Source organism: Mesorhizobium sp. M0244, from assembly GCF_040321795.1.
Lineage (GTDB): Bacteria > Pseudomonadota > Alphaproteobacteria > Rhizobiales > Rhizobiaceae > Mesorhizobium.
Genome location: NZ_JAMYSE010000173.1, coordinates 1 through 4,546 on the forward strand (window position 1 = coordinate 1; position 4,546 = coordinate 4,546).

Annotated in this window: 2 protein-coding genes; one reads left to right on the plus strand and one right to left on the minus strand. The window is 65.8% G+C overall.

Going from position 1 to position 4,546, the window contains the following annotated elements; genetic code table 11:
- Nucleotides 1-1,852, minus strand: a 1,852-nt coding sequence (gene mutS / locus NKJ08_RS38105) for a DNA mismatch repair protein MutS (protein WP_352786304.1), incomplete at its 3' end; no start/stop codon positions are given.
- Between the two features lie 203 nt (nt 1,853-2,055).
- Between mutS and NKJ08_RS38110 the strand changes: the two genes are divergently transcribed.
- A complete protein-coding gene (locus NKJ08_RS38110; protein WP_352522633.1) occupies nt 2,056-4,335 on the plus strand; it encodes an NADP-dependent malic enzyme in 2,280 nt (759 codons plus the stop codon).
- Nucleotides 4,336-4,546 lie beyond the last annotated feature (211 nt).

The window sequence follows — 4,546 nt, forward strand, 5'->3', positions numbered from 1 at the left end:
GATCGCAATCATTGGCGACGAACGGGCCTTCGCCGGAACGCCGCAGCGCCTGTTCGACCACCGGATGGCGTCCGCCCGAAATCTCGAAGGCAAGGCTCGCATCGACCAGGGGCCGGCACCAGGCCTCGCTTTCGGAAAGCAGGGCCAGTGCGGCCGAAACGTCGAGCACGGCGAGCGCTTCGGCGCCGGCGCGGATCCTGTCGGCCTGGCCGACGACTTCCGCCGTCAGCGCCTCGAAAGCGGCAAGCTCGATCGCCAGCGCCCGGTCGGCGGCATTGGCGATCTTCGATTCCAGTTCGGCGAGTTCCGTGGTGGTGAAGCGCATGGCGTTGGCCATGGTCTGGCGATGGATGAAGCGCGCCTTGGCGCCGTCGCTGCCGGTCATGATTGCATGATGATTGGCGGTGACCTCGATATAGTAGCCGAGCACATTGTTGTGCCTGATCTTCAGCGAGCGGATGCCGGTCTCGTCGATCAGCGAACGCTCCAGCCCGGCGATCACTTTTCGCGACTCGTCGCGCAGTGCCCGCATCTCGTCGAGTTCGGCGTGGTAGCCGCCCCGGACAAAGCCGCCGTCGCGCTTGAGCAAAGGCAGCTCGTCGCTGAGCGCCTGCGTCAGATGCGCCGCCAGCGCGCTGGGCAGTGCCTTGATCGCCGCCAGCGCCGCTGCCAGTTCTACGGGCAAGGCAGTTTGCCCGAACAGTTCGGCGATGGCGCAGGCTGCCTCGAAACCGGCGCGCAGTGCGCCGAGATCGCGCGGGCCGCCGCGGTTGAGCGCCAGCCTGGACAGCGCGCGCGGCATATCGGCAACGCTTTTCAGGCTCCCCCGCACCGCCTGGCAGAGGTGCGTCTCCGAGCGGAAGAACGACACCGAGTCCAGCCTTGCACCGATCGCCGCCGGGTCGGTCAGCGGCGCCATCAGCCGGTCGGCAAGCAGCCTTGCGCCGCCGCCGGTCACCGTGCGGTCGATCGCCTTGAACAGGGACCCGTCGCGGCTGCCGGACAGCGTGCGCAGCAGCTCCAGATTGGCGCGCGTCGCTGGGTCGATGAACAGGGTCGAGCCCTGCTCCTCGCGCTCGGGCCGCGACAGCGGCGGCCGCTCGGCCTTCTGCGTCTTCTCGACATAGGCGATGACGCCTGAGATCGCCGACAGCTCGGCGCGCGAAAACGTGCCGAAACTGTCCGGCGTCGCCACCTCGAAGAAGCGGGCGATGCGGCTGGCAGCGGAAGCCGAATCGAACAGCGACGGCGGCTGCGGGCTGGCGACGCGGCCGAGCACGTCGAACACCGGTTTCAGCTCCGGGTCGTGGAACACCGGCTCGGCGACGATCAGCTCGCGCGGGTCGACCCGGAAGACATCGGCGAGCAGCCGGTCGGCGGTGGTTTCGGCGACGCGGAAGACACCGGTCGAGATCTCGATCCAGGCCAAGGCAAAAGCGTGATCTGCCCCACCTTTCACCCGTCCCAGCGCCATCAGAAAACTCGATTCCGACGGCGCCAGCAATTTGTCCTCGGTGATGGTGCCGGGCGTCACCAGCCGGACCACGTCGCGGCGCACCACCGATTTGCCGCCGCGCTTCCTGGCCTCGGCCGGATCCTCGATCTGCTCGCAGACGGCGACGCGGAACCCCTGGCCGATCAGCTTCTGCAGATAATCGTCGGCCGCGTGCACCGGCACGCCGCACATCGGGATGTCGAGCCCCTGGTGCTTGCCGCGCTTGGTCAGCACGATGCCGAGCGCCCGGCTTGCCTTCTCGGCATCGTCGAAGAACAGCTCGTAGAAATCGCCCATGCGGTAGAACAGCAGCGAATCCGGGTTCGCCGCCTTGATCTCGATATACTGCTCCATCATCGGCGTCGCCGGCGCGAAGGCCGGCGTGGCGTTGTCGCTTCGAATGGGCGTCTCGTCGTTCAAGAAGCTGCTTCCAAAATTTTCCAAGCCATGCTTGGCGGTTTACAGCGGCGAAGTGTAGCCTTAATCCCGAACCTTCCACAAAAGAAAGCATGTGCACCCATCTCAAGCGGTGCCGTACGGGCGAGGAAACCGAAAGTATCATGGCCAAGAAAACCGAAAGCAACGGGCCCTCCGTCAGCGCCCAGGAGGCGTTGGAATTCCACGCCATGGGCCGTCCCGGCAAGCTGGAGATCGTCGCCACGAAACCGATGGCGACGCAGCGCGACCTCAGCCTCGCCTATTCGCCGGGCGTCGCCGTGCCGGTTCTCGCCATCGCCGAGGACCCGAGCCGCGCCTTCGACTACACGGTTCGCGGTAACATGGTCGCCGTCATCTCCAACGGCACCGCCATCCTCGGTCTCGGCAATCTCGGCGCGCTAGCCTCGAAGCCGGTGATGGAAGGTAAGGCGGTGCTGTTCAAACGCTTCGCCGATGTCGATTCCATCGACCTCGAGGTCGACACCGAGGATGCCGACGAATTCATCAACTGCGTGCGTTTCCTCGGGCCCTCCTTCGGCGGCATCAACCTTGAGGATATCAAGGCGCCGGAATGCTTCATCATCGAGCAGCGGCTGCGCGAGCTGATGGACATCCCGGTCTTCCATGACGACCAGCACGGTACCGCCATCATTTCGGCCGCCGGCCTGATCAACGCGCTGGAAATCACCGGCCGCGACATGAAGACCACCAAAATGGTCTGCAACGGCGCCGGTGCTGCCGGCATCGCCTGCATCGAATTGATGAAGGCGATGGGCTTTGCGCCCGACAATATCATCCTCTGCGACACCAAGGGCGTCGTCTTCCAGGGCCGCACCGAAGGCATGAACCAGTGGAAATCGGCGCACGCGGTCAAGACCGAGGCGCGCTCGCTGGCCGAGGCGCTGGACGGCGCCGACGTCTTCCTCGGCCTCTCGGCCAAGGGCACGCTGACCACCAAGATGGTGCAGTCGATGGCCAAGAACCCGATCATCTTCGCCATGGCCAATCCCGACCCCGAGATCACGCCGGAGGAGGTCGCCGAGATCCGCACCGACGCCATCATGGCGACGGGGCGGTCCGACTATCCGAACCAGGTCAACAACGTGCTTGGCTTCCCCTATATCTTCCGCGGCGCGCTGGATGTGCGGGCGACCACCATCAACGACGACATGAAGATCGCCGCGGCCAAAGCGCTCGCCGAACTGGCGCGCCAGGACGTGCCCGACGACGTCGCCGCCGCCTATCAGGGCATGCGGCCGAAATTCGGCCCAAACTACATCATCCCGGTGCCGTTCGATCCGCGCCTGATCTCGGCCATTCCGATCGCGGTCGCCAAAGCGGCGATGGACTCCGGCGTCGCGCGCAAGCCGATCCTCGATCTCGACCGCTACGCGCAGGAGCTTTCCGCCCGCCGCGACCCGATCGCCTCGACGCTGCAGCGCATCTATGACCGCGTCCGCCGCCAGCCCAAGCGCATCGTCTTTGCCGAGGGCGAGGAGGAGCAGGTGATGCGCGCCGCCGTCTCCTATGTGAGCCAGCGGCTGGGCACCGCCATCCTGCTCGGCCGCGACGACGTCATCAAGGAGAACGCCAGGCATGCCGGCATCGAGCTTGGCAAGCAGGGCATCGAGATCATCAATGCGCGGCTGTCGCGCCGCAACGGCGTCTACACCGACTATCTCTACGAGCGCATGCAGCGCAAGGGGTTCCTGTTCCGTGACTGCCAGCGGCTGATCAACAACGACCGCAATCATTTCGCCGCCTGCATGGTGGCGCTGGGCGATGCCGACGGCATCGTCACCGGCGTCACCCGCAACTATTCGACGGCGCTCGACGATATCCGCCGCGTCATCGACGCAAGGCCCGGCCATTGCGTCATCGGTGTGTCGATCGTGCTGGCGCGCGGCCGAACCGTGCTTGTCGCCGACACCGCCGTGCACGACATGCCGAATGCCGTCGAGATCGCCGACATCGCAGAGGAGGCCGCCGGCTTTGCCCGCCGCATGGGCTACGAGCCGAGGCTTGCCATGCTCGCCTATTCGACCTTTGGCCATCCGCAGGGCGAGCGCTCCGAGCGCGTCCAGGAGGCGGTGCGCATCCTCGACAAGCGGCGCGTCGATTTCGAGTATGACGGCGAAATGGCCGCCGACGTGGCGCTCAACGCCCGTGCCATGGCGCAATATCCGTTCATCCGCCTCACCGGTCCGGCCAACGTGCTGATCATGCCGGCCTTCCACTCGGCCTCGATCTCGACCAAGATGCTGCAGGAGCTCGGCGGCTCGACCGTCATCGGCCCGCTGCTGGTCGGCTTGAACAAGCCGGTTCAGATCGTCTCGCTGAATGCCAAGGACAGCGACATCGTCAACATGGCGGCGATCGCGGCGTATAGCGCGGGGGCTTGAGGAGCGAGCTTACCCTCCTCTCGGTGGGGAGGGTCATGCGAAGGCGACGCCCATCGAGGGGCACGGCTATCACATAAGGGGGTCCCCCTCATCCGGCCGCTTCGCGGCCACCTTCTCCCCGCTGGGGAGAAGAGGCTGGCATCAACGCTGGCGACCTCCTCTCCCCTCGGGGAGAGGTCGGATTGCCCCGAATTGCCCTTCGCAATTCGGT